Raw genomic sequence first — 24,483 nt, 5'->3', positions numbered from 1 at the left:
AGGTTAGCCTAACCTTCATGTCCGCCTCGACCGCAACCCCCTCGTTCCGGATCGCTCGCCGAGCGCTCGACCTGCGTTTTCGCTTCGTCCGCCTGGCAGCCCGACAATGGCTCACTCCCGCCTATGTCCGGGTGCGGCTCGAGGGCGCCGATCTGCGGGACTTCGATTCCCCGGGGTGCGACGACCACGTCCGTGTGTTCTTCCCCGAGGTGGCCCCCGAGAGCATCGACGAGCTGCGTGCGGCGCCGAGCCGCGAGTACACCCCGCTCGCCTGGGACGCCGACGAGGGCTGGCTCGACCTCGAGTTCGCCCTGCACGGCGACGGCGTGGCTGCGGACTGGGCGGCGACGGCGGAGATCGGGTCGACGATCGGCATCGGCGGACCGCGCGGATCCGCCGTGCTCACGGGACGCCCCGACGGCTGGTTCCTGGCGGGAGACGAGACCGCGGTCCCCGCGATCCGGCGGTTCGCCCATCACATGGATGCCGCTGCCGTCGGGCGCGTGCTCATCGAGGTGCCCGACGCCGATCACGAGCTGCCCATCACCACGCCGCCGGGGGTCGTCGTCGAGCAGGTGCACCGCGGATCGGCATCCGCCGGCGCTCCCCTCGCCGCTCGTCTCGCCGCGCTCGGCGACGACGACCGACCGGACGGCGCCGTCTTCGCTTTCGTGGCGGCCGAGCAGTCGATCGTGCGCTCCGCTCGAACGCTGCTCCTCGACCGCTGGCGCCTCGACCCCGAGCAGATCACGGTGAAGGGCTACTGGAAGCGGGGCGAGCCCGAGTATCACGCACCCCACTGACGCGCACGGGTCGGTTCACCTGACGCTTCCCGCCCCCTCTCCGCGCGGGATGGGGCCAGAACTGACAGGCGAAGACTGCGCCGCCCCGCGACGCTCCGCTAGCATCGCGGGATGGAGGCCGTCTCGACAGCACCGCTGCCGAACGCTTCGCTGCCCCAGGCGATGCGCCGTTTCGTGGTGCACGCCTTCCGCCTGCGCGGGCGCGCCAGCCGCAGTGAGTACTGGTCGTGGATGGCCGTCGGCTTCACAGCCGCCGTCGTCTTCCTCCTCGTGATCCCGCGGATGCTGTCGGGGCGCTGGCCGCAGCTCGACCTCGGGCTGCACCCCTTCGGCTGGTGGGGATGGCGCGGGATCGAGCTCCTCGGGCCGATCGCTCCGACCGATCCCCTCTCGACCCTGGTGGCGGTCTACCTGTGGACCTCGACCGTGTGGGTGGTGGCCACCTTCATCCCGGGTTTCACCGTCGCGGTGCGGCGGCTGCACGATTCGAACCTGTCGGGATGGTGGGTGCTGCTGAACCTGATGCCCATCGGCGGGTTCGTGCTTCTCCTGCTCGCCCTGCGACGGTCGCGCCCCGAGGGCGCGCGTTTCGACGGGGATGCCGCGCTGCTGGAGCGCGCCGCGGGCTGGGCCCCGACAGGGGTGGTGGCGTGATGTCCCTCCTCTCCACGCTCCCGATGCTGCTCTCGGTCATCGGCGCCCTCTCGCTCGGCGACTCGAGCGGGCTCGCAGCGGCGACCGCGGTGGCGCTGCTCACGATCGCGATCGCGGTCGCCTCGATCGCGGGCGCCGTCACGGCGACGGGGGCGGCGGGTTCGCGGCGCCCCCACCCGCGGCGATCCATCTCGCCGTCGACTCTGCTGGCGCAGAGCGACCCGGACGCTCCCGGGAGACGACGCCCCCGCGCCCCGGGGCTCGCGGCTCCAGCCGCGTAGCCACGTCCGGAACGACTCGACACCCGCGCACACCCCCGCCAGCGCCACGTACTCCGCGTCGTCCGGCGTCCCCTCGCGGCTGACCCCCCGTGCTCAGCTTCGTCGATCGGACTCTCCATGGACCTGTACTCCTTCCCGCCCATCGCCGCGGCGCTCGACGCCGTGGCCTCGATCCTCGCCGCACTGACCGCGGCGCTCGGACCCGCGCTCGGCGACCTCGCCGCCGCGGCATCCGTCATCCTTATCACCGTCGTCGTGCGCACAGCACTGATCCCCGCGGGCGTCGCCCAGGCGCGAGCGGATCGCGCTCGTGCACGCCTGGCGCCGCGGCTGCGCGAGCTCCAGCAGCGATACCGGACCGACCGCGAGAAGCTGCAACGCGAGACGCTCAAGCTCTATCGCGACGAGAACGTCTCGCCGACGGCGAGCTGTCTGCCGCTGCTGGTGCAGGCTCCCGTCGTGGGGCTGCTGTACGGGGTGTTCATCCATTCGACGATCGCGGGCCACACCAACGGGCTGCTCGCCGAGACGCTCGCCGGGGTCCCCCTCGGGTCGAGCCTGGCGGGCACCGTCGCGTCGGGCACACTGCCGCTCGCCGCCGCCCTCGTGTTCGGCGCCGTCATCGCCTCGATCGCGCTCGTCGGCGAGCTGACGCGGCGAGCCTTCCGGGTGACGGATGCTCCGGCCGCCCTGTCGGGGGTGCTCGGGGTCGCGCAGTTCGCGACCGCCGTCGTCGCGGTGTTCGTTCCGCTCGCGGCGGGCCTGTACCTGGTCGTGACGGTCGCCTGGACGCTGGCGCAGCGGCTCATCCTCCGTCGCATCCTCCCGCCCGTCGCCGCGTGAACCCGTTCATCTGACAGGAGTGGCCCCCTCCCACGCGGGGAAGGGGCCACTCCTGTCAGGCGAGCGCCGCAAGGCGCGACTGAGACGCGACTCAGGCGCGCGCGGGCAGGTTCTCCTCGAGGAACGCGAAGACCGTCTCGTACCAGACCCGCGCGTTCTGCGGCGAGAGGATCCAGTGGTTCTCGTCGGGGTAGTACAGGAACCGGTGCGGGCTCGTGCCGTCCTCGGCGGCGTGGTGCTCGTTGAGGTCGGCCCACAGCCGCAGACCCTCGCCGATCGGCACCCGGTAGTCACGGTCACCGTGGATCACGAGCATCGGCGTCCGGATGTCGGCGACGAAGCGATGCGGCGAGTTGGCGACCGCACCCTCGGGGCTGAAGATGCTCTGCCAGTACGGCGCGAAGTCGGTCGTGCCGGCGAACTGGTCGAACGCCCACAGGCTCGCGTGGGTCACGATCGCGTCGAAGCGGTCGGTGTGACCTGCCACCCAGTTCGCCATGTAGCCGCCGAACGATCCGCCCATCGCGGCCGTCCGGGTCTCGTCGATGTCATCGCGCGCGACGACCGCATCCGTGATCGACATGAGGTCGGTGAAGGGCGCCGCGCCCCACGCGTCCCACCCGCGCGCGATGAAGTCGAGCCCGTAACCGGTCGACAGCGCCGGGTCGGGCAGCAGCACGGCATAGCCTCGGGCCGCGGCCAGCAGCGGGCTCCACCGCCAGCTCCACGCGTTCCAGCTGTTGAGCGGTCCGCCGTGGATCCACAGCAGAAGCGGCGCCGGGGTCGCGGCATCCGCCCCCTCGGGCAGCACGAGCCAGCCGCGCACGCGGGCTCCGTCATCGGCGGTCGTCTCGACCTCGACCATCGAGGCGGTCGTAGCCGGCGACGGCGCCGGGTTCGCCAGCGGAGTCACGGCGCCGTCGGCGGCGACACGCACAGGATGCGGCGGCGTCATCCAATTGGAGCGGAGCGCGATGACGTCCGTGGTGCCCGAGACCGGCTCGACGTGCGTGTACGCGAAGTCGTCGTGCGTCGTCTGCGCGACGGCGCCGCCGTCGAGCGGCACGGTGAAGATCGGTCCGCGTCCGTCGTGGTCGGCGGTCACCACGAGCGCCGCGTCGTCATCGGAGAACCGGATGCTGCCGGGCCAGCGGTCCCAGTCCGAGGCCAGGCGCTGCGCGTCGGCACCGTCGAGGGCGCTCGCCCACAGCTCCTGATCGGCGGGCCCCGCGGGGGTGGACTTCGCCGTGCGGACGTAGGCGACACGGGCGCCGTCGCGGCTGATCGCGGGCATCTCGACGTCGACGTCGACCTCGTCGCGGATGACGCGCAGCTCGCCCGTCGCGGTGTCGATCGCGACGAGTCGGTACCGGGCGTCACGCCCCTGCGGCTCGGGCACCGAGGCGACGAGGGTCGCACCGTCGGGCGTGAGCGCCATACCCGCCGTCGAGGCCGCACGACCACGGAGCAGGATGCGCGGGCGCGGAAGCCCCGCGGGGTAGGGCTCGTCGGCAGCCTCCCCCGCTTCGGCGCCAGCGCCGACGACCTCGTCGACGGCCTGGTCGGCGGTCGCGATGACGGCGGGCGCGTCGCCCAGCTCGTTCAGATCGAGGGCAAGCAGCGCGGGCTCGTGGGGGCCGAGATCGTGGTCCCAGTACCGCACGGGGTAGGTGTCGTGGATGATCGCGGAAACCTTGAGCTTCTTCCGCTCCGCCCGCAGCTTCGCGTCGGCCTCGATCGTGGCGGCCTCGGGGAGCAGCGACGACGCGATCACGATGCGGTCGGAGTCCGCAGCCCTGACGACCGCGGAGACGCCGCCGGCCAACCGCGTCACCGGGCGCGCCTCGCCGCCGGCGGCCGGAAGCAGCCAGAGCTGAGCGGGTGCGCCGTCCGCGGCGTCGTTGTCGGGGCGGGCCGACACGAACAGCAAATCGCCGGAGGAGGTGAACACGGCGCCGGACTCGCCGGTCGTCGAGCGGGTCAGGCGTCGCGGCGCACCGGCGCCATCGGCGGGCACCGACCACAGCGAGCGCTCGTAGCCGGTGCGATCCTTCGTGAGGGTCGCGACCGTCAGCACGACGTGCGAGCCGTCGGGCGCGGTCGCCGCCGCGTCGATGCGGGGAAGGGCGTAGTAGTCGTCGAGAGAGTCGAACGGCGTCGTCATGCCTCCACGCTATCCGGCGCGGGCTACATCTCCTCGTGGGTGTCGGGGTCGCCGTCCCAGAGCCGGCCACGTTCGAGGGCGCTGATCGCCGCGATCTCGTCGCCCGACAGCAGGAAGTCGAAGACGTCGGCGTTCTCGCGCTGGCGGACCGGGTCGGCAGACTTCGGGATCGGGGTCGACGACAGCTGCGTGTGCCAGCGCAGCACGACCTGCGTTCCGGTGACGCCGTGGGATGCCGCGATGTCGGCGATGACCTGCTCGTTCAGCAGCTCGCTGCGCCGAGCCAGGGGGCTCCAGCTCTCGGTGCGGATGCCGTTCGCAGCGTGGAACGCGCGCAGGCCGGCCTGCGGGAAGTAGGGGTGCATCTCGACCTGATTGACCGCCGGGGCGACTCCGGTCTCCTCGATGAGGCGGGCGAGCATCGGCTCGGTGAAGTTCGAGACGCCGACCGAACCGACCTGCCCCTCGTCGCGGAGCGCCAGCATCGCACGGTAGGTCTCGAGCCACTTGCCCTGGCTCGGGTTCGGCCAGTGGATGAGGTACAGGTCGATCTTCTCGACGCCGAGCCGGCCGAGCGAGCCTTCGGCGCTGCGGATCGTCTCGTCGAAGCCGTGGTCGCGCCCCGGCACCTTGGTCGTGATGATCAGCTGGTCGCGGATGCCGCTGCGACGCACGGCTTCCCCGACCTCCGACTCGTTCTCGTAGTTCACCGCCGTGTCGAGCAGCCGGTAGCCGGAGTCGATCGCGGCGGCGATGGCGTCGATGCCCTCGGGGCCGCGCAGGTTGTAGGTGCCGAGCCCGAGCTCGGGGAAGTCGGAGCCGTCGTTGAGCGAGACCGTGGGAATCGTGACCATGCCGCACACGCTACGCCGTCGCCGTGGTCTTCGGTGCGGGCTTGCGCAGAGCGATCCCGTCGCTCAGCGGGCGAGGAACTCCTCGATGACCGTCAGCACTCCCGCCTCGGTGTGCGAGGGGGCGCTGTAGCGGGCCACGGCCGCGATCTCGGGGTGCGCCTCGGCCATCGCGTACGAGTAGCGGGCCTGCTGGAGCAGTTCGAGGTCGTTGAGGTAGTCACCGAACGCCATCGTGTGCTCGGGGCCGATCCCGAGCGTCTCCTGCAGACGGGACAGCGCCCGCCCCTTGTTGACCCCCGGGTTCATGATGTCGACCCAGTGCTGCCCCGACACCACGACCTGGTGCGTCTCGCGGAGGTCGAACAGCTCGGGTGCGACCGAGTCCTCGGCGAGCGCGAAGTCGTAGACGGCGAGCTTGAGGATCTCGTCGTCGACCGAGGTCAGGTCGTCCACGACAGCGAGCTCGGCGTAGTACTTGTCGGCCTCGGCGAAGAAGGCTGCGTCCGCGCGCTCGATGTAGGCCGACCGCTTGCCGCAGACGACGAGGCCGACATCGAGGTGGTCGAGACCGCGGATGCGGCGGACGACGGATGCCGCGAACGCGGGGTCGACGGCATCCGAGCTGACCTCGGCGCCGTCTCGGACGACGTACGCACCGTTCTCGGCGATGTAGTCGAGCTCGACCGGCGCATCCGCGAACTGCCGGCGGAGCGTCGCGAGCTGGCGTCCGCTTGCGGGAGCGAACACGATGCCCCGATCGCGCAGCCGCGGCAACAGCCGCCACAGGCCCCCGGGGATGCGGCCGTCCGCGTCGAGGAGCGTGCCGTCCATGTCGACGGCGATCAGGCGGATGTCGGGAGAGGTCACTCCCCCATCCTCTCCGACACGACCGGCGGCTGCGGCCGTGCGCCCCCGGGGGATAACCCGAAAGGGAGTCTCCGGGCGGCTCGCCTGCGCGGCACCCGGCCGCGGTCCTAGCGTGGAGCCATGACCACCGCCGTCGCCAGCACCGCCCCTCCATCCCGTGCTCTGACCTGGGTGCGCCCGCTCGGAGCGCTCGCCCAGCTCGCCGCCCTCGGCTTCGCGGGCACCGCCGTGTTCACCGTGCTCCTCACCCTCATGGCGACGGGGATCGGCCTGACTCCGGCACTCGGACTCGGCCTGCCGATCCTGGTGGGTTTCGTCTACGCGCTCTGGCTCACCGGCTGGCTCGAATACGCCCGCGTCGACGGCCTGTACGCGTGGGGCCTGCCCTCGCTTTCGCCGCGCAGCAGCGGCCGGCCCGGGTTCGGCGGCTGGCTCCGCACGGTCTGGCTGCAGTTCACCGACGGGCGGATGTGGCGCGGGGTCGCCCACGCAGCGATCTCGACGGTGCTGGGGCTCATCGCGCTCAGCCTGTCCGGACTGCTCGCGTCGGGCTTCGCCCTGATCTTCGCCCCGCTCTACGCGGAGCAGACCGTCACCGTCGCCTCGACCTGGATCAGCGTTCCCCGCGAGGGCGCCGTCGTGGCCGGGGTGCTCCTGGTCCTCGTGCCGGCAGCCCTCCTCGTGGGGATCACCCTTCTGCACGGCATCCTCGCCAAGGCGATCCTCGTCCCCTCGCGCGAAGCGCAGCTGGTCGAGGCTGCCCGCACCGCGGGGGTGCAGCGCGAGGGCGCGGTCCGCGCCGGTGAGCTCGAGCGCACCCGCATCGAGCGCGACCTGCACGACGGCGTGCAGCCGCGGCTCGTCTCGGTGGGCATGACGCTGGGACTCGCCCAGCAGAAGATCGACGACGACCCGGATGCCGCGAAGGAACTGCTTGCCGAGGCCCACACCTCGACGAAGGCCGCGATCACCGAACTGCGTCAGCTCGCCCGCGGAATCCACGCCTCGGTGCTCGACGATCGCGGACTCGACGCGGCACTGTCCGCCCTCGCCGCCCGCTCGCACGTGCCCGTCAGCCTCGACGTACGGGTCGACCAGCGGTGCAGTCGCACCGCGGAGGCGGCGGTGTACTTCGCGATCGCGGAGTCGCTCACCAACGCTGCCAAGCACTCGCGGGCCGGGGAATGCCGCGTGGTGGTCCGTCACCGCGACGATCACACCCTCTGGGCGCGGGTCGAGGACAACGGCGTCGGTGGAGCCCGGGTCATCCCCGGAGGCGGGCTCGACGGGATCATCAACCGCATCACCGCCGCGGGCGGCACGACACGCCTCGACAGCCCGGCCGGTGGACCGACCGCTCTGGAGGTGAGCGTGCCGTGCGCATCCTGATCTGCGAGGACTCGACGCTGCTGCGAGAGGGGATCGTCCGGCTGCTGGCCGACTCGGGCCACGAGGTCGTCGCGGCCCTCCCCGATGCCGACGGTATCTCCGCCGCCGTGGCCGAGACCCAGCCCGACCTCTGCATCCTCGACGTCCGGCTGCCGCCGACGTTCACCGACGAGGGCATCCGCGCGGCCCTCGCCCTGCGTGCCGAGAACCCCCGGCTGCCCATCCTCGTCCTGAGCCAGTACGTCGAGGAACGCTACGCGAGCGAGCTCATCACTTCGCAGGGGGCGGCCCTGGGCTACCTCTTGAAAGACCGCGTGGCCGACGTCGGCGAATTCCTCGCGACGATCGAACGCATCGGCGCGGGAGCCACGGTTCTCGACCCCGAGGTGGTCGCGCAGCTGCTCATGCGCCGATCGCGTGACGAGCGGATGTCGCGGCTCACCGAACGCGAGCGGACGGTGCTCGCCCTCATCGCCGAAGGGCGCAGCAATCAGGCGATCGCCGGGGCGATGTTCCTCAGCGAGGCGAGCGTCGAGAAGTACATCACCTCGCTCTTCCAGAAACTCGACCTCGAGCAGGACGAACACGGCAACCGCCGCGTGCTCGCCGCCCTCGTCCATCTCGAACACGGCGGCTCACAGCCGCAGAACGGAGCAGTGCGATGAGCACGACCCTGACCCCGCCTCCTGCCACGCCGCCGGGAGCCCCCGACGGGCCGCCGTCGGCGGGCGGCACGCCCCCGACGGTGCCGACGTCGACGCCGTCGTCCGCAGCCCGCGTGGTCGCCGGGCTCACGATCGCCGCGGGCGCGGGCCTCCTCCTGTTCACCGCCGGAACCAGTGTCGTGTCGACGGTCGTCAGCGGCGGCACCGCGACCTCGACGATCTCGGCGCCGACCGCGGGTGTGAGCTTCCTCGAGATGGATGCCGCGGCTGCCGACGTCGAGGTCTCCTTCGGCGATGTCGACGAGGCGACCCTCACCGTGACCGGCTCGGGAGGCGCCGAGGCGTGGGAGCTCGCCCGCGACGGCGACCGCCTCGTGGTCGACTCGGACCGTGACTGGTGGAGCGGATGGCGCCTGTGGGGCGGAACGTCGCGGGCGACGCTCGTCCTTCCCGACGACCTCGCGGGACTTGACGCCCAGCTGAGCGTGGGGGCGGGGGCCCTGCGAGCGGACGGGGAGTTCGGCGCTCTCGCGCTGCGCGCCGATGCCGGGTCGATCGATACGGCCGGCTCCGCGACGAGCCTCGACGCCCGCGTATCCGCCGGACGCGTTTCGGTCGAGCTCGACGGGGTCCGTGAGGCGACCGTCGACGTCAGCGCCGGCCGGGTGTCGGGCTCCCTCGCGGGCACCGCTCCGACGTCGGTGACGATCGCCGCCGAGGCGGGCGGGGTCGACCTCGCGCTCCCCCGTGGTGATTACGCCGTCAGCTCGACCCAGGAGGCAGGCTCGTTCGTCAACGGCCTGAACGAAGACCCCTCGTCGCGCAACCGCGTCGAGGTCCGGGTCTCGGCGGGGTCGGTCGTCCTTCGGGAGGGTCGCTGAGGGTCCTGCCGCGATCCTGAACGATCACTATGCAGCGCTGATGAGAACGGCCCAGCCGTTGCATCCCGTTACCTGGTCGTTATAACTTCGAGGCACGCAGTTCCCCCCAACTGCGCGGTGTGATCTCTGGTGCAAGGGATGACAGGGCCGGTCGACGATTCTGAGTCGACCGGCCCTTCTCACGTCCGGCTGGCGGTCGCCGCGGTCGTAGGCTGGCCCGGTGCGTGCGTTCACCGGTCATGTTCCCGGGTCGCCCGCTTACCGCCGGCTCATCGCCGGGTTGTTCTTCGCCGGCGTCGCGACCTTCGCGCAGTTGTACTCGCCCCAGGCGGTCCTCCCCTTCATCGGCTCGGAGTTCGGGGTCGAACCGGCCACCGCCGCATTGGCGGTCTCGGTCTCGACGCTCGGTCTCGCCGTCGGCGTCATCCCCTGGTCGGTCGTGGCCGACCGCATCGGTCGCGTACCCGCGATGGCGACCGGGGTCATCGCCGCGACCGTGCTCGGCCTGCTGGCCCCGCTCGCCCCGACGCTGCCGCTGCTGCTCTCCGCCCGGCTGCTCGAGGGCGTGGCACTCGGGGCCGTGCCCGCCATCGCCCTCGCCTATCTGTCAGAAGAGGTCGACGCCGCCCACACCGCGACGGCAGCCGGCAGCTACATCGCCGGCACCACGATCGGCGGACTGCTCGGAAGGCTCGTCGCGGGCCCCTTCGGCGATGTCGGTCTGTGGCGCGGCGGCGTGTTCGCCGTCGCGGCGGTGTGCGCGGCGTCGGCCGTGCTCTTCCTGTGGCTCACCCCGCCGGCCCGCGGCTTCGCGCCGCAGCGGAGGACCGGAACCTCCGACCCCTCGCTCGTCGCCCGGCTCGCGACGAACCTGCGCGACCGTCGCCAGCTGTCGCTCTACGCGCAGGGATTCCTGCTCATGGGCGGCTTCGTCGCCGTGTACAACTACCTCGGGTTCCACCTCGTCGCACCGCCGTACTCGCTGCCGCTGTGGATCGTCAGCTTCCTCTTCCTCGCCTACCTCGCCGGGACCGTAGCCTCTCCCTGGGCCGGGTCGCTCGCGGGGCGGTTCGGGCGTCTGCCGGTGCTGCTGGCGGCGCTCGCGGTCATGGCGATCGGCATCGTCGTGACGGCGGTGCCCCACGTGATCGCGGTGCTCGTGGGGCTCCTGATCCTCACCGCCGGCTTCTTCGGCGCCCACGCGATCGCCTCGGGCTGGGCTCCCGCGGCGGCGAGGCCGGAGACGCGCGCTCAAGCCGCGTCGCTGTACTACCTCGGGTACTACGGTGGCTCGAGCCTGTTCGGCTGGCTCCTGGGATATGCCTTCCACGACCTCGGCTGGGCCGGTGTCGCCGGATGCACCCTCGTGATGGTCGCGGTCGCCGGCCTGCTCGCGGTGCTCGGGCTCAGGGCGCCGCGTCAGCCGGCCTGACCGGGGTCGGGCCCGGCAGCGCAGCGGCGGCAGCCTAAGGCTCTGGCGGCGCTGCGTCGGCGTAGGCCCGGCTCAGTCGCCGGTACTGCGGCGAGAGGAACGCGAGCAGCACCACCACGAGCATGAGCGCGCTCCCGGCGACGAAAGCCAGGGCGATGCCCCGCGCCTCACCGGCGCCGAGGAGCCAGCCGAAGCTGCGCTCACCGGCATCCGTGCGCATGAAGGGAATCAGACCGAACTGCGCGAGCGGTCCGACGAGGTACGCCGAGATCGGCGAAGCGGCCGACTCGACCGACGCCGCGAAGCCGAAGACGCGGCCCTGGGTCTGGAACGGCACGACGCGCTGGATGACGGTCTGCTCGGCGGCCTCGGCTGCGGGCATGAGCATCATGAACACGAAGATCCCCAGGGCGTAGAGCCACCACCACTCGCGGATCGCGAAGGTCATCCCCAGCACCGCGACGCCGACGTTGACCAGCAGCAGGGTGCGCACGGGGTTGCGGCCGAGACCGCGGGCGGCGACCAGCGCGCCGCCGACGATGAACCCCGTGCCGGTGACCGCGAGCACGATCCCCCACGCCTCGACGGTGAAGAGCGTCAGCCCGTATGGATCCATGAGCGCCATGAACACCCCGCCGACGAGGTTGTTGAGGGTCGTGAACAGGATCAGGGCCAACAGCCCCGGGACGGATCGGATCGCCGGAACGACGCCGCGGAACGTGAAGGCCGGTGCCGCGGCCTCGTGCGATGCGGCGATGCCGCGCTCGGGGATCGACACGAATGTCAGATGCGCGAGGGCCAACGCGGTCGCGGACACCGCGATCACGACGGTCCAGCCCATCCCGAGGAGGCCGATCGAGAGACCGGAGAAGACGCTCGTGACGATGAACGCCACACCCTGCACCGTTCCGACGAGGCCGTTCGCCCGGTCGCGGCGGTCGCTCGGCACGAGAAGGGTCACGGTGGTGGACAGCGCGATGTTGCGCAGATTCTCCACGACTCCCCCGACGAGGATCAGGCCCGCGAACACCCAGAACCAGGGGCGCCCCCAATCGACGAGGATCGACTCGGGAAACAGCAGGTAGACCGCGCCGGCACCGAGATAGGTCGCCAGGGTGATGAGGCTCGAGAGCACCATCACGGCCTTCTTCTTCATGTGGTCGACGAGGGCCCCGAAGACCACCCCGAACACGGCGACGAGCAGCATGTACGAGCCGCCGATGATGGATGTCGCCAGGACGTTCTCCGTGGCGAGGTAGGCCCAGAACGTCAGGGCGAACCAGAGGAAGCTCGAGGTCACGTTCGCGAGCAGAGTGTTGCCGAGCACCTGGTGGAACGCGCGCATGCGCGAGGTCTCCAGCGCGCTGAGCGGGGCGGTCATGGGACGAACAGTAGACCCGCTCGCGAACGCGGAGAAGAACGCGTTTCGGGTCGACGGTCAGGCTCGCAGCGCGGGATCGGCGAGCGACCACTTCTGGGCCGTCTGCATCATCCAGAACACCAGGAACAGCGCCAGGGCGATGAGCTCTCCCGCCAGCACGACGGGGATGTCGAACAGCACCGCCGACACGACGGTCGCGGCGAGGTCGAGCAGGAGCGCGATCGCGACGATGACGTACCCGATCCGCGTCCGCCTCGCCGGTGGGTGCGCATCGGAGGGCCGCAACGCCTCGGCGAGCGCGACGAGGGCGATGAGGATGAAGAAGCCGAAGGCCGCGACGGCGTGACCGTAGCGGACGAGCAGTTGCGGTGCGAGCGTCCACACGAGGGCCACGCCCGCGAGCACCGTCGCCGCAAGGGCGAGCGTCGGCCCCGTGTCGCGGAGGGCGACGTCTCCGCGTCGCGCCAGCACGAGACCGATCGCGAGCACGACGGCGCCGATCACGAGGTACGTCGCCAGAGCGTTGTCGAGGTCGTCCGTGAACCCGGCGGGGACGCACGGGGCGGCGCAGTCGACGACGACGCCGGGCACCTCGCCGGCCGAGATCGGCGTCGGGATGATGGCGATGAGCGGGGCCAGGAGCGCCGCGACATCCAGCAGCACCCGCTGCGGGCCCCGCCCGGAGAGCGCGAGCAGGCAGGCCGCGGCCGCGACGAGGGCGGCGGAGAAGACGGTGCGGGCCGAGCTGTAGAAGTAGTGGCTGACGCTGGGCAGCACTCCCGCGTCGGGGATCGCGAAGAGCACCGCGAGCATGATCGCGACGGGTGCGCCCGCGAGGGTCAGGCGCAGGTAGCGATACGTGCGCTGCGAGGTCGAGACGGGCGGCACGACGCCAGGCTAACGGCGACGTCCGACGTCCGCCGCATCCGCCCCGGTGACCGGAGCGGATGCGGCGGCGCGGCGCGTCAGGAGACGGCGGCGATCTCGTTCGGAACGTGCGGCAGCTTCACCGTCTGCACGATCTCACCCGTCGTGAGGTCGACCGCGACGAGCTCGCTGTCCGCCGGGTCGGTGACGTAGGCGATGTCGCCCGCGACCTTGACGGCCGGGTGCGGAGCCTGCCACTCGGCCGGACCCTCCCACGGGTCGACAACGGGCAGGGACTTCGTGATGCCCCCCGTGGCGGGATCGATCCAGTGCAGCGATCCGTCGGTGCCGATCAGCACGGCCTCGCCGGCCGGCCCGCGCGCGATGCCGCGGAAGGTGTACTCGACGCCGGCGGGCAGCGCGACCTTGGTCAGCGACTTCGCCTCGGTGTCGACGAGGGCGATGTTGCGCAGCAGGTAGCCCTCGGCGTCGGGGTCGTCCTTGTAGTCCATGACGACGAGCGGGCTGTCCTCCGCGACGAAGGCGTTGCCGATCCGGCCGTACGAGTCGGGCGAGGTGACTTTGGTGATCTCGCCGCCGTCGTAGATGATCGCGCCGTTCTCGCAGCCGAACACGACGCGCTCGCCCTCGGCGGTGCCCTCACCGTGGACGCCCGGGCAGTCGGCGTTGGACGCGACCTCGGTGCCGTCCGCATCGAGCACGCGGATGCCGGTGCGCCCGGCCTCGCCGCCGACGGTGGTCAGCAGTGTGCCGTCCTCGAGCTCGACCGAGACGCCGTGGTGCGCCTCGACGCCGGCGATCACCTCGGCGTCGGGCAGCTTGCCGTCGAGCTGTGCGAGGTCGGCGGTGTCGAAGATCGTCGTATCGCTCGTCGCGTCGTCGTACAGCACGGTCTTGCCGCCGTGGACGACGACGTGTCCGGCGGCGTCCGCCGGGACGACGAGGTCGGTGAGCTCGGGCTGCTGCACGTCGAGCAGCTGGAAGCCCTCCGACGTGGTGACCATGACGTGGCGGCCGTCACCGGCCGCGTTGAGCCGGATGAAGTCCTCGGAGTCGAAGTCTCCGATCACCTCGAGCTCGTCGCCGCCGAGCACGAGCACGCCGCCCTCGTAGCCGAGCGCGACCCGGGGACCGGCGGGGACGGATGCCTCGGCCGACGCGTCACCGGACGGGCTGGACGTCGCGGAGGGCGAGGACGAGCATCCCGCCAGCACCAGGGCTGCGGCGCCGGCGAGGGCGCCGAACTGCAGGGTTCTCTTCATGGGGTGGGTTTCCTTTCCAGGGAAATGCCTCATCGGGTGAGGCCGTCGGTGATGCGCTGGAGGTTCTGGCGCATCATGTCGAGGTAGGTGTCGCCGGGCTGCCCCTCTGGCGCGAGCGACTCGGTCAGCAGCGGCACGACGGACACGTCGCGCCCCGCTTCGTCGGCGAGGACGCGCATGAGCCGGTCGGGCTGCGACGAGTCGGCGAAGATCGTGCGGACCCCGGCCGCGTCGATCGCGTCGACGAGCTCCTGCAGGTCGGACGCGCTGGGCGCTGCGAGCGTCGTGCCGCCCGGGATGGCCGCCCCCAGGATGCGGACGTCGTAGCGGCGCGCGAGGTAACCGAACACGTGATGGTTGGTGACGAGGGCCCGGTGCTCGGCGGGGATGGACTCCAGGCCCGCCGCCATCTCGGCATCGACGGCCTCGAGTTCCGCGACGTACGCGTCGGCGGCGTCCGTCACGGCCTGCCCGCCGTCACCGGCGAGGTCGGCGAGGACCGGAGCGAGGGCGTCGACGACACGAGCGGTCTGGGTCGGATCGGTCCAGAAGTGCGGGTCGACCGCGTCGGAGTCGAGGTAACCGAGGGTCTCGACGTGATCGCCCGCGACGAACTGGGCCACACCGTCCGCGGCGGACGCGTCGACGTGGTGCTGCACCCCCTCTTCGAGCCCGAGCCCGTTCGAGACCACGAGATCGGCACTGCGCATCGTCGCCGCGTCCTGGGCCGAGAGCTCGAACGAGTGCGGATCGGCGTCCCGCGGCATGAAGGTGACGACGTCGAGCTCTTCGCCGGCGAGGTTCTGCACGATGTCGCCCAGGATGTTGGTCGTCACGACGACGGTCGGGCGGTCGCTTCCGACCCCCGAGCAGCCCGCGAGCGAGACCACTCCGGCGACGACGAGGCCGAGAGCCAGCGCCACCCGCCTCATCGGCCCGTCTCCGTGAAGAGGGCCGGGGCGTGCTCGGTCGCGAAGCTTCGGGCCACCCGCCCGCCGTCGGCGGGATCGAGCTCGAACAGCGTCCGCTCCGCGGGCCCGTTGAGGTAGGTGCGACGCTGGTCCGCGACGAGGTCGACGCCCGCGGCGAGCGCCGGGTCTGCGACGGATGCCGCCACCAGCGGCTCCGTGCGGGAGAGCTGCTCACCCGTCGCACCGGAGATGACGATCACCGAGCCGTCGGCGGCGAGCGCGACCACGGTCTCGTCGGCGTCGTCGACGGCCGTCACGCGGACGATCGGCTGGCCGGCGTCGTGCGCCGTCCACGAGCGCTCGCGGGTGTCGAGCAGCCAGAACGCCGAGGACTCGGTACGACCGGCCACGGTGGGGCGACCCTCGCGGTTCGCGAACGACAGGGCACGGCTCGGCCCGCCCGCGGGATACGGGATGCTCTCGAGAGTCGTGCCAGCGGCATCCGAGACGGCGAGCACGGCACCGTCGGCGCATCCGATGACGACGCCCACATTGGTCGCGATGGATCCTGCCGGGTCGACGCAGGGCGCGGTGTCGAGTTCCGATCCCGAGGCGTCGACGCGGCGGATCTCGCCCGAGCCGGCGTCGGCGATCAGCGCCCCCCCGGGGATCGGTGCGACGAGGGACCCGGGGGCATCGAGGTCGAGGCGGAACCTCTCGACGATGTCGCCCTTCTTGAGCGCGTCGAAGTCGAGCAGCACGGCCTCGCCGCCGCGGTCGCCGTCGTCGAAGTAGACGCCGACCCCGAGATCGCTCGTCACGGTCCGCGGTGTGCCGGAACCCTCGAGCTCACCGAGGATGCGGGACGGCGCCTCGTAGTAGTGGAAGTGGTCGATGTGGTTCCACGTCCACACGCCGCTGTCGATGATCGACACCTCACCCTCGCGGCCCGCGAAGAGGAAGCGTCCTTCGCTGTCGAGCGTGTCGGCGGGAGCGATGTCACCGAGGACCTCGGACTGCTCGTCGATCAGGTCGAGGTGGTGCACGGCACCGTCGGTGCCGATGCTGGTGAGGTGCAGCGCGGGCTCGGCGAGTTCGCGCGCCCCGGCGATGGCGCCGTGACCGTCGCCGAGGGCTTCGCCACGCGCGGTGGCATCGGCATCCGGAGTCGCGGCGGAGTCCGACGGAGCGGCCTGGCAGCCGGCGAGCAGGGCGGCACCGGCGGTGAGAGCGATGAGCGAGAGAGGTGCACGAGTTCTCATGCGGTCCTTTCCGGGGTGTTCGGGATGACGGATGCCGGCGCGCGGCGCCCGTCCGGGCGGGTCAGAGCGCGCACGAGCGCGCGGATGCCGGTGGAGACGGCACCGGAGCAGATCGCGGTGAATGCGACCGTGGCGCCGGCAGCGGTGGCGGCGTGCCAGGAGATGAGCAGGCCCACGGCGACGGAGAGCGTGCCGATCAGGGCGGCGAGGATCATCGTGGGCACGATGCGCCGGGTCCACTGCCCGGCCGCGACGGCGGGGCCGAGGAGCATGCCGACCACCAGCAGCGAGCCGACCGCCTGGTAGGCCGAGACCACCGCGAGCGTGACGAGCCCGACGAGGACGATGTGGGCGGCGCGGGGACGGAGACCGAGCAGCTGCGCCTGTCGCGGGTCGACGGTCAGCGCGACGAACGCGCGGTGCCCGAGGGCTGCGACGACGACGGTGACGATGACCGCGACGGCGAGGGCGACGAGTTCGGAGGGACCGATGGCCAGGATGTCGCCGAAGAGGATGGCCGAGGCATCCGTCGCGAAGCTCCGCGACGCCGAGATGACGATGATGCCGAGCGAGAGGCTCGCGACGAACAGGAGTCCGATGCTGGTGTCGGCCGAGAGGCGGCCCCGGCGCTGCAGGGCTCCGACCCCGAGCGACATCGCTGCCGCACTGATGGCAGCGCCCGCCATCGGCGGGAACCCCGTGCGGGTCGCGACGGCGACCCCGGGAAGCATGCCGTGCGCCATGGCCTCGCCCAGGAACGCCATGCCGCGCAGCACGACCCACGTGCCGACGATGCCGCACACGATCGCCACGAGCGCGCCGCCGAGCAGGGCGCGCTGGACGAACGTGACGGCGAAGGGATCGAGGAGGAGGGACACGGTCGACGACCTTACATGAAAGTGAGAACCGTTTTCATTTGCAATACTGGGTGGATGTCCAGCTCCACCACCCCACTCGTCCCCGGTGGCTCCGTCGTCGCCCTGCGGGAGGTGACCGTCGCCTTCGACGGGCACCTCGCCCTTCGCGGCGTGGATCTCGATGTGACCGGCGGAGAGGTCCACGCGATCGTGGGCGCCAACGGGTCGGGGAAGTCGACCCTGATCGCCGTCGCGGCCGGGCTCCTCTCCCCCACCTCGGGAACGGTGCGCCGAGAACCCGGCATCCGCGTCGGTCTCGTACCGCAGACCTCGAACGACGGCGCCCGCCTGCCGCTGACCGTGGCCGACCTGGTCGCGATGGGGCGCTGGCGCGAGCGGGGACCATTCCTGCCGCTGCGGCGCAGCGACCGCGCGCGCATCGCCGAAGCGATCGACACCGTCGGGCTGGCCCCGCTCGCCCGGCGGCCGCTCGGCCTGCTCTCGGGCGGCCAGCGCCAGCGGGCGTACATCGCGCAAGCCCTCGCGCAGGAGGCCGACCTGCTGCTGCTCGACGAACCGATGAGCGGACTGGATGCGGCATCCCGCGACGCCGTCGCATCCGCTCTCGCCGCCGTGGCGAGCACGGGCACGGCCGTCGTCGCCGTCACGCACGATCTGGCAGAGCTCGGCGACGTCGATGCCGTGTGCCGCCTGGTCGACGGGCGCGTCGTCGAGAGTTCTTCCGCCGCGCCGCGTGGACGCGGACACCGCGGCGCGGCTACCGTGAGAGCGTGACCGCTGCTCCCATCGATGCCACCACCACCGCCGCCTGGACCGACCTCGAGTCGCTGAAGAAGGGCTTCACCCCCGACCTCCGCGGGTGGTTCGACAGCGACCCCGGGCGCGTCGAGCGTCTGAGCCTGCCGCTGGCCGACCTGCACGTCGACCTGTCGAAGAACCTCGTCACCGACGAGATCGTCGCCGCCCTCGTACGCCTGGCCGAGCAGACCGGCGTCGCCGAGCGCTACGCCGCGATGGTCTCCGGCGAGCACATCAACACCAGTGAAGACCGCGCGGTGCTCCACACTGCCCTGCGTCGCCCCGCCGGCACCTCACCCGAGCTCGTCGTCGACGGCCAAGACATCGACGCCGACGTCCAGGCCGTGCTCGAGAAGATGTCGGCCTTCGCCGACCGGGTGCGCTCGGGCGAATGGACCGGCATCACCGGCAGGAAGGTGACCCACGTCGTCAACATCGGCATCGGCGGCTCCGACCTGGGCCCGGTCATGATCTCCGAGGCGCTTCGGCCGTACGCGACCGCCGGCATCCAGGCGCGGTTCGTGTCGAACATCGACCCGTTCGACATCGCGAACAAGACCGCCGACCTCGACCCCGAGACGACGCTGTTCATCGTCGCGTCAAAGACCTTCACGACCCTCGAGACCCTCACCAACGCGCGCCTCGCCCGCGACTGGCTGTGGGCCGGGCTGCAGGAGGCCGGCGCGATCGACGACGGCGAGGCGCAGAGGACGGACGCCGTCGCCCACCACTTCGTCGCCGTCTCGACCGCGCTCGACAAGGTCGAGGCCTTCGGCATCGACCCCGCCAACGCGTTCGGATTCTGGGACTGGGTCGGCGGCCGCTACTCCGTCGACTCGGCGATCGGCCTGTCGCTCGTGATCGAGCTCGGCCCCGACGCGTTCCGCGACCTGCTCGCCGGCTTCCACGCGGTCGACGAGCACGTGGCATCCACTCCGCTCGAGAAGAACGTGCCGGTTCTCATGGGCCTGCTCAACGTCTGGTACACCAACTTCCTCGGCGCCCAGACGCACGCGGTGCTCCCTTACGCGCAGCAGCTGCACCGCTTCGCGGCCTACCTGCAGCAGCTCACGATGGAGTCGAACGGCAAGTCGGTCCGCTGGGACGGCACCCCCGTCACCTCCGACACCGGCGAGGTCTTCTGGGGTGAGCCCGGCACCAACGGCCAGCACGCGTTCTACCAGCTCATCCACCAGGGCACGCGGCTGATCCCCGCCGACTTCATCGCCTTCGTCAACCCGGCCCACCCGCTCACCGACGGCGGGCGTGACGTGCACGGGCTGTTCCTCGCGAACTTCCTGGCGCAGACGAAGGCGCTCGCCTTCGGCAAGACCGCCGAGGAGGTCGAGGCCGAGGGCACGACCGGAGCGCTCGTCGCGGCACGGACGTTCGCGGGCAACCGTCCGACGACGTCGATCTTCGCGCCCGCGCTCACCCCGAGAGTGCTCGGCGAGCTCATCGCGCTCTACGAGCACATCACCTTCACGCAGGGCACGATCTGGGGCATCAACTCGTTCGACCAGTGGGGTGTCGAGCTCGGCAAGCAGCTCGCCCTGCAGATCGCGCCCGCGATCGAGGGCGACGCCGACGCGCTCGCCGCGCAGGACGCCTCGACCCAGGCCCTCCTCGCCTACTACCGCACGCACCGCCACTCCTGACCCACAAACGCACACCGTCGACTCGCCAGAGAACGCGAATGCCGGGACACCGGCATTCGCAGTTCTCGGCGAGTCGACGCGTAGGGGGCGGGTGTCAGGAGGGGGCCGTCAGGGTATGCATGCGCTCACCGGCGGCGTTGAAGATGCTGATGACCTCGGCGGAGCGCGTACCCACCGCGCTGATGGAATGCGGGGTGCGGGTGTCGAACTCCGCCGCCTCGCCCCGCGCGAGGATGAGCTCCTGGTCGTCGAGCACGAGCCGGATCCGCCCGCTCAGCACGTAGAACCACTCGAAGCCGTCGTGGACACGAGGGGCCGGCGCCTCATCGGACGGCGGGAACGTCACCTTGTAGGTCTGCACGGGTGAGCTCTCGCGCGTCAGCGGCGCGACGACATGACCGTGCCGGGTCGTCGCGGGCCGACGCACCCGGGGATCGGGATGCTCGGCGGGCACGAGATCGTCGATCCGGATGCCGAGCTGCCGCGTGAGCGGCACGAGAAGCTCGAGGTTCGCCTGACGCTTGCCCGACTCGAGCCGCGAGAGCGTGCTCGTCGACATGCCCGCCCGCTCCGCGAGCTCTTCGAGGGTGAGCCCGCGTTCCTGCCTGGCCGCGCGCAGGCGCGGGCCGATCTGATCCAGTCCGGTCATGCATCCAGTTTGCCATTTCCGCAAACCTGTTTGCCAGAGAGCACTCGAATCCGGATGCTGTTCGACATGCAGAATCTCGATCAGGACGTCGTCATCGTCGGCGCCGGCCCCGCCGGCCTCAGCGCCGCGCAGATGCTCGGGCGGGCTCGCCGCCGCACCCTCGTGCTCGACTCCGACAGCCCGCGCAATCGGTTCGCCGAGCACATGCACGCCGTCGTGGGCTTCGACGGCACCTCGCCGACCGAGCTCCGCCGACGCGGCCGCGAAGAGGCGGAACGCTACGGCGTCGCCTTCCGTTCGGCGCGCGTCGCGTCGGTGACCGAGATCGACGGCGGCCTCGAGGTCGTCCTCGCCGGCGGCACCGAGCGGATCACGACGCGAGCGCTTCTCGTCGCGACCGGCGTCTCCGACCGCATGCCCGATGTGCCGGGGCTCGCCGAGCGCTGGGGACGGACCGTGCTGCACTGCCCCTACTGCCACGGCTGGGAAGTGCGCGATCGCCGTATCGGCGTGCTCGCGACGTCGCCGATGAGCCTGCACCAGATCGAGCTCGTACGGCAGTGGAGCCCCGACGTCGTGGCGTTCACCGCTGCGGCGGGTGACCTCGGGGACGACGTGCGGGAGCGGCTGCGCGCTCGCGGCATCCGCACCGTCTCCTCGCCCGTGGTCGCCGTCACCGGCCCGGCGGAAGCGGCGGACGACGCCCACGACGCGGCGATCGGCGCTGTCGTGACCGCCGATGGGCAGCGCGTGGCGATCGACGCGATCTTCACCGGCGGACACCTCGAGCCTCACGACGGCTTCCTCGCCGGGCTCGACCTCGCCCGCGCCGACGGACCGGTCGGGTCGTTCATCGCCGTCGATGCGGCGGGGGCGACGAGCCACCCCCTCGTGTGGGCCGCCGGCAACGTCGTCGCACCGATGGCGAACGTCCCCCTGTCGATGGGCGCCGGGTCGATGGCCGGCGCCGCGGTCAACGCCGCGCTCGTCGGCCGCGACGCCGCCGCAGCGCTCGAGCGCCGCCGCGGTCACGCCGCCGACTGGGAGGCGCGATACGCCGAGACGGACCGGGTGTGGTCGGGGCGCGTGAACGAGACGACCTCGACGGTGATCGCCGAGCTCGAGGCGGCGGGCTCGCTCACTCCGGCCGCGGCGCTCGATCTGGGCTGCGGCGAGGGCGGCGACGCCCTGTGGCTCGCATCGCGCGGGTGGTCGGTGACCGGCGTCGACCTGTCGCCGACGGCGGTCTCACGGGCCCAGGCGGCCGCCCGTGACGCTCAGGTCGACGCGACCTTCGTCGCCGGGGAGATCGACGCGGCCGAGCTCGGCGAGTTCGACCTCGTGACGACGAGCTTCCTGCACTCGTGGGACCCGGAGTTCTCCCGCATCCCTCTCCTGCGCGCCGCCCTCCGCCACGTCGCCCCGGGCGGGCGACTGCTCGTCGTGTCGCATGCCGGCGGACCGCCGCGCGGGCCCGAGGACGGCGAGCCGCACGACCATCCCGACCATCCTCCGTTCCCCACGCCCGCCGAGGAGCGCGCCGCGCTCGACCTCGACCCCACAGAGTGGGTAGTCGAGCGCGAGGAGATCGTCGAGCGGCGAGAGATCCGCGAGCACGCCGCCTCTGCGGCATCGGGCCACGCGGCATCCCGTCCCCCGCACCCGCTCGACGGCGTCCTCCTGCTCCGCCGCCTCCCCTGACCCCGCCTACGTAAAACGTCGACTCGCCAGAATCTGCGGATGCCGGGAGCCCGGCATCCGCGATTCGTGGCGAGTCGACGTTGGGGGTCGGGGGTTGAGGAGTTACTTCTCCAGGACCAGGAGGGGGGCGCCGGTCGTCGTCGGGCCGAAGCCCACGGGGTCGACCGTCGCGAACGCGTCGCCGTTGAGGACGATGACCGGCGTGATCAGCGGGTAGCCCGCCTTCTCGATCACGGCACGGTCGAACGTCACGAGGGGCGTGCCCTGCTCGACGCGGTCACCGGCCTTGACGTGGACCTCGAAGCCCTCGCCCTTCAGGTTGACGGTGTCGATGCCGACGTGGATGAGCAGTTCCACCCCGTTGTCGAGCTCGAGGCCGAACGCGTGACCGGTCGGCTGTGCAGCCGCGACTGTTCCGGCACCGGGCGAGACGACGGTGTTGCCCGTCGGCTCGATCGCGACACCCGGACCCATGACGCCGCCACCGAAGACGGGGTCCGGCACCTCGGAGAGCGCGACGGCCGTGCCGTCGAGCGGAGACGCGATCTCGATCGCCGCCGACACCTCATCGGTGGCGCCGGGCTTGTCGAGGGTCGCGGTCGCGGTCCCCTGCGCGGTCTGCGCGGGTGCCGCGGTCGACGAGCCCGAGCCCGAGGCCGCAGCCGCAGCGGGCGCTGCCGCAGCACCGGCAGCCGTCGCGCCGGCCTTCGCCTCGGCCTTATCGCGCTGCGCCTCGAACTCGGCGCGCTGCTCGGGCGTGCGGTAGTCGCTGATGATGACGAGGGCCATCGCGACGACGAACGCCGCGAGCACGGCGATGCCGTAGAGGACGACCGAGTCGAAGGCGGGGATCGTCAGGAGCGACGTGAACACGAACGCCTGTGTCTTGACGCCACCTCCGATGCCGATGATGAGACCACCGACGAGGCATCCGACGAGCATCCGGGGGTAGATGCGCTTGAAGCGCAGGTGGATGCCGTAGAGCGAGGGTTCCGAGATGCCGCCGAGCAGACCGGCCGCGAGGGCTCCCGTCGCCGTCTGCCGCATCTGCTTGTCACGGGCACGCCACGAGATCCACAGCACGCCGGCGGTCGCGCCGAAGCAGGCGAAGTTCCACGCACCCATCGGGCCCTGGATGAAGTCGTAGCCGAGGTTCTGGATGTTCAGCAGCATGATCGCGTTGATCGGCCAGTGCAGGCCGAGCGGAACCATGAAGGGATACGCGAGCGGGATGACGACCGCGAAGATGAACGGCGAGAAGTCGTTGATCGAGCTCAGCAGGTTCGCGAGACCGGCACCCGCGTACACACCGATGGGTCCGATGAGGAAGGCCGTGAGCGGGATCATGATCAGCATCGCCAGGAACGGCACGAAGATCAGCTGGATGTTCTCGGGGATGACCTTGCGCAGCCCCTTCCAGAGCAGCCCGAGCGCACCCGCCATGAGCAGCGGCGGGAACACCTGCGAGCTGTAGTCGAAGATCGTCAGCGGCAGACCGAAGACCGAGACGGTCGTGATGTCCGAACCGAGGAAGTTGATCTGCTGCGCGCCCTCCTGGGTCGCCAGACCCGAGAACTGCGGCAGCATCACGACGGCCATGATCGCGAAGCCGACCCACGGGTCGGCCCCGACCTTCTTGGCCGCGTTGTAGGCGACCATGAGCGGCAGGAAGATGAAGACGCACTGCCACATCAGGTTGACGAACTGCCACGACGGGTCGAGGACGACGCCCGGGGCGTTCCAGGCCGGGATGACGCCGAGCGTCGCCATCAGCGCCATGAACGTGATGAACAGAGATGCGCCCAGCAGCGCGCCGAGGATGGGGCGGAACGAGTCCGAGAGGAACTCGAACAGGGAGTCGAGCCAGGCGACCTTGCCGCGCGGGCCCTTCGCGCGCTCGCGCGCCTTGACCGAGTCGATGTCGTCCTCGTCGACAGCGCCACCGCCGGCGCCCGACATCGAGGGGAGCGCGTTGATGTCGTTGTAGACGTTCTGGACGGCTCCGCCGATGACGACCTGGTAGCGGTTCCCGGCCTGCGGCACGGCGCCCATGACGCCGGGGATCGCCTCGACCGTCGACTGATCGACGTTCGAGGAATCGCGCAGTTGGAAACGCAGGCGCGTGGCGCAGTGCGTCAGACTCTCGATGTTTCCCGGACCGCCGACGGCGTCGACGATCGATTCAGCGGGGCTTGTCGCCATGGCTTCTCTCCTGTTCTCCGACGGGTGGCCGGAGTTCTTCGCCCGGAACTTTACCCTGAG

22 protein-coding genes are annotated in these 24,483 nt (G+C 71.3%); 11 read left to right on the top strand and 11 right to left on the bottom strand.

The window, feature by feature from the left end:
• The first annotated feature begins 17 nt into the window (after positions 1 to 17).
• The 4 genes from VC184_RS03345 (at position 18) to VC184_RS03330 (ending at position 2,581) form a co-directional block, all read left to right on the top strand.
• Positions 18 to 803: a siderophore-interacting protein gene (locus VC184_RS03345; RefSeq protein ID WP_274178443.1), complete on the top strand. Its 786-nt coding sequence runs from the start codon at positions 18 to 20 to the stop codon at positions 801 to 803.
• Between the two features lie 111 nt (positions 804 to 914).
• Positions 915 to 1,457: a DUF805 domain-containing protein gene (locus VC184_RS03340; RefSeq protein ID WP_323987285.1), complete on the top strand. Its 543-nt coding sequence runs from the start codon at positions 915 to 917 to the stop codon at positions 1,455 to 1,457.
• Positions 1,457 to 1,738 carry a DUF6412 domain-containing protein gene (locus VC184_RS03335; protein ID WP_112616655.1) on the top strand — a complete coding sequence of 94 codons (282 nt, stop codon included), beginning with the start codon at positions 1,457 to 1,459 and terminating at the stop codon, positions 1,736 to 1,738. Before VC184_RS03340 ends, VC184_RS03335 begins: the two co-directional genes overlap by 1 nt.
• Before the next feature lie 117 nt (positions 1,739 to 1,855).
• A complete protein-coding gene (locus VC184_RS03330) occupies positions 1,856 to 2,581 on the top strand; it encodes a YidC/Oxa1 family membrane protein insertase (protein ID WP_323987284.1) in 726 nt (241 codons plus the stop codon).
• A gap of 91 nt (positions 2,582 to 2,672) precedes the next feature.
• Here the strand turns inward: VC184_RS03330 and VC184_RS03325 are convergent, their stop codons facing one another.
• The 3 genes from VC184_RS03325 to VC184_RS03315 form a co-directional block, all read right to left on the bottom strand.
• Positions 2,673 to 4,745, bottom strand: a complete 2,073-nt coding sequence (locus VC184_RS03325; protein WP_323987283.1) for a S9 family peptidase — start codon at positions 4,743 to 4,745, stop codon at positions 2,673 to 2,675.
• A gap of 23 nt (positions 4,746 to 4,768) precedes the next feature.
• A complete protein-coding gene (locus VC184_RS03320; RefSeq protein WP_112616649.1) occupies positions 4,769 to 5,599 on the bottom strand; it encodes an aldo/keto reductase in 831 nt (276 codons plus the stop codon).
• Positions 5,600 to 5,662: 63 nt separating this feature from the next.
• Positions 5,663 to 6,430 carry a Cof-type HAD-IIB family hydrolase gene (locus VC184_RS03315; protein ID WP_407667137.1) on the bottom strand — a complete coding sequence of 256 codons (768 nt, stop codon included), beginning with the start codon at positions 6,428 to 6,430 and terminating at the stop codon, positions 5,663 to 5,665.
• Between the two features lie 156 nt (positions 6,431 to 6,586).
• Here VC184_RS03315 and VC184_RS03310 point away from each other — a divergent pair, with 156 nt between their 5' ends.
• The 4 genes from VC184_RS03310 to VC184_RS03295 all read left to right on the top strand — a co-directional run bounded on the left by VC184_RS03310 (position 6,587) and on the right by VC184_RS03295 (position 10,833).
• Positions 6,587 to 7,855, top strand: a complete 1,269-nt coding sequence (locus VC184_RS03310) for a sensor histidine kinase (RefSeq protein ID WP_323987281.1) — start codon at positions 6,587 to 6,589, stop codon at positions 7,853 to 7,855.
• Positions 7,843 to 8,520: a response regulator gene (locus VC184_RS03305; RefSeq protein ID WP_282502121.1), complete on the top strand. Its 678-nt coding sequence runs from the start codon at positions 7,843 to 7,845 to the stop codon at positions 8,518 to 8,520. The genes VC184_RS03310 and VC184_RS03305 overlap by 13 nt, the downstream gene beginning before the upstream one ends.
• Positions 8,517 to 9,401 (top strand): hypothetical protein, encoded by an 885-nt coding sequence (locus tag VC184_RS03300; RefSeq protein WP_282502120.1) that lies wholly within the window; start codon positions 8,517 to 8,519, stop codon positions 9,399 to 9,401. The genes VC184_RS03305 and VC184_RS03300 overlap by 4 nt, the downstream gene beginning before the upstream one ends.
• A 220-nt stretch (positions 9,402 to 9,621) precedes the next feature.
• Entirely contained in the window at positions 9,622 to 10,833 is a 1,212-nt protein-coding gene (locus tag VC184_RS03295) for an MFS transporter (protein ID WP_274178434.1), read from the top strand.
• Positions 10,834 to 10,867: 34 nt separating this feature from the next.
• On the opposite strand, the gene VC184_RS03290 is transcribed toward VC184_RS03295, so the two are convergent.
• From VC184_RS03290 to aztB, 6 genes are all read right to left on the bottom strand, one after another.
• Complete coding sequence (locus VC184_RS03290) at positions 10,868 to 12,214, bottom strand: MFS transporter (protein ID WP_323987280.1); 1,347 nt, start codon at positions 12,212 to 12,214, stop codon at positions 10,868 to 10,870.
• Positions 12,215 to 12,271: 57 nt separating this feature from the next.
• Positions 12,272 to 13,102 (bottom strand): hypothetical protein, encoded by an 831-nt coding sequence (locus tag VC184_RS03285; RefSeq protein WP_323987279.1) that lies wholly within the window; start codon positions 13,100 to 13,102, stop codon positions 12,272 to 12,274.
• A 77-nt stretch (positions 13,103 to 13,179) separates the two neighbouring features.
• Entirely contained in the window at positions 13,180 to 14,364 is a 1,185-nt protein-coding gene (aztD, locus tag VC184_RS03280; RefSeq protein ID WP_282502117.1) for a zinc metallochaperone AztD, read from the bottom strand.
• A gap of 29 nt (positions 14,365 to 14,393) precedes the next feature.
• A complete protein-coding gene (locus VC184_RS03275; protein WP_323987278.1) occupies positions 14,394 to 15,296 on the bottom strand; it encodes a metal ABC transporter substrate-binding protein in 903 nt (300 codons plus the stop codon).
• Positions 15,293 to 16,537 (bottom strand): hypothetical protein, encoded by a 1,245-nt coding sequence (locus VC184_RS03270; protein ID WP_323987277.1) that lies wholly within the window; start codon positions 16,535 to 16,537, stop codon positions 15,293 to 15,295. The genes VC184_RS03275 and VC184_RS03270 overlap by 4 nt, the downstream gene beginning before the upstream one ends.
• Positions 16,534 to 17,415, bottom strand: coding sequence for a zinc ABC transporter permease AztB (gene aztB / locus VC184_RS03265; protein ID WP_323987276.1), 882 nt, complete (start codon positions 17,413 to 17,415; stop codon positions 16,534 to 16,536). The genes VC184_RS03270 and aztB overlap by 4 nt, the downstream gene beginning before the upstream one ends.
• 54 nt (positions 17,416 to 17,469) lie before the next feature.
• Between aztB and aztA the strand changes: the two genes are divergently transcribed.
• Both aztA and pgi read left to right on the top strand, forming a co-directional pair.
• Entirely contained in the window at positions 17,470 to 18,189 is a 720-nt protein-coding gene (gene aztA, locus VC184_RS03260; protein WP_274178427.1) for a zinc ABC transporter ATP-binding protein AztA, read from the top strand.
• Complete coding sequence (pgi, locus tag VC184_RS03255; RefSeq protein WP_282502113.1) at positions 18,186 to 19,871, top strand: glucose-6-phosphate isomerase; 1,686 nt, start codon at positions 18,186 to 18,188, stop codon at positions 19,869 to 19,871. Before aztA ends, pgi begins: the two co-directional genes overlap by 4 nt.
• Positions 19,872 to 19,965: 94 nt before the next feature.
• On the opposite strand, the gene VC184_RS03250 is transcribed toward pgi, so the two are convergent.
• The gene (locus VC184_RS03250; RefSeq protein ID WP_282502112.1) at positions 19,966 to 20,520 is read right to left on the bottom strand and encodes a helix-turn-helix domain-containing protein; all 555 of its coding nucleotides are present in this window, start codon (positions 20,518 to 20,520) and stop codon (positions 19,966 to 19,968) included.
• A 66-nt stretch (positions 20,521 to 20,586) separates the two neighbouring features.
• Between VC184_RS03250 and VC184_RS03245 the strand changes: the two genes are divergently transcribed.
• Positions 20,587 to 22,221, top strand: coding sequence for a bifunctional NAD(P)/FAD-dependent oxidoreductase/class I SAM-dependent methyltransferase (locus tag VC184_RS03245; protein WP_282502111.1), 1,635 nt, complete (start codon positions 20,587 to 20,589; stop codon positions 22,219 to 22,221).
• A gap of 102 nt (positions 22,222 to 22,323) precedes the next feature.
• Here VC184_RS03245 and VC184_RS03240 read toward each other — a convergent pair whose 3' ends face one another.
• Positions 22,324 to 24,423, bottom strand: coding sequence for a glucose PTS transporter subunit IIA (locus VC184_RS03240; protein WP_323987275.1), 2,100 nt, complete (start codon positions 24,421 to 24,423; stop codon positions 22,324 to 22,326).
• Between the last annotated feature and the right edge of the window lie 60 nt (positions 24,424 to 24,483).

It is taken from the genome of Microbacterium plantarum, from assembly GCF_035231185.1.
Lineage (GTDB): Bacteria > Actinomycetota > Actinomycetes > Actinomycetales > Microbacteriaceae > Microbacterium > Microbacterium plantarum.
This window is presented reverse-complemented; position numbering and strand designations above follow the sequence as displayed.